The organism is Okeania hirsuta, assembly GCF_003838195.1.
Lineage (GTDB): Bacteria > Cyanobacteriota > Cyanobacteriia > Cyanobacteriales > Microcoleaceae > Okeania > Okeania hirsuta.
Genome location: NZ_RCBY01000624.1, coordinates 1 through 1016 on the forward strand (window position 1 = coordinate 1; position 1016 = coordinate 1016).

1 protein-coding gene is annotated in these 1016 nt (G+C 34.4%); it reads left to right on the forward strand.

The genetic code is table 11. The annotated features are described in order from the left end of the window. Positions 1-432 precede the first annotated feature (432 nt). Positions 433-813 (forward strand): hypothetical protein, encoded by a 381-nt coding sequence (locus tag D5R40_RS33295; RefSeq protein ID WP_124155910.1) that lies wholly within the window; start codon positions 433-435, stop codon positions 811-813. The last annotated feature ends 203 nt before the right edge of the window (positions 814-1016 follow it).

The window sequence follows — 1016 nt, forward strand, 5'->3', positions numbered from 1 at the left end:
GTTCTTTTATTGATTGTACTCCGAGATTTAAAACCTAGGAGTGCTGTAGCCTCCGAAATGGTGTATTTTTCCTTTGTATTCATCCTGTGTCTCCTTGTATTTATGTACTGTATCTGTACAATGTGCATTGTATTCCCATCTTTTCCAAAAAACAACCGCTTTTTGAACTGGATACAAAAGGTATTTACAGCTAATTTCCCAGCGATATGATTCTATAGACTATTGCAAAAACGGAGAAATATGCCCCACAAATCATCTATAATACGCAATGGGCAAAGGAGAATATTTCAATGCCTGAATTGCTTAATTGTTTTGGGCATCAACCTGTCAATATTATCAAACAGGGAAGGGAGTATTGGTACATATCTCCTTTCCGCTATGAGAAAGAACCAAGCTTTCATACTTCCTATTTAGGAGGGAAATGGATATGGAATGATTTTGGGCGGGGAGGAAAAATTGCAGGATCAAATCTCTGAACTAACAAAAACGATTTCCCAGCAAACCCGTTTATTAGAACACCATCAAAAAGAAGATACAGTAAATACTGATTCATTCCAGAAAAAGCCATCAAATAAAGTTTTAGCAACTGCTTCAAATGAACTATCAACAACATTCAAATTTGCTGGCTTTGCATCAACAGCGATGATTGTTTTGCTAATCCTGGCCTATTCTTATCAAGATCAAAATGAAAAACTTCCACAACAGAAAACGGTAAGTTCAAAAAAATACCAACTTCAAAAAAAGAAATCACCGACTAGAACTGTAAAATCTACAAAGAAAGAGTTTAGGAATTACACTCCCATTCCAAAGTGAGATATTAATTTCTTTTTTCCTTTCAATAGCAAATAATTCTTGTGAGCGTTAGCGAACGCATTGTTAATATAATGAAAGAGAGAGTAGGGTATTTATTAGAATCATATTAAACCTTTCTGTGTTCTTTATTTAGTTCTTTTGTTCTGTGTTCGTCAGCTTAAGATTATAGCATAGCCTGGAATCTGTTTTATTAAAATCACTTC

Coding starts and splice junctions, on each gene's coding strand:
- D5R40_RS33295 (WP_124155910.1), top strand. CDS start 433: ATGATTTTGGGCGGGGAGGAAAAATTGCAGGATCAAATCTCTGAACTA.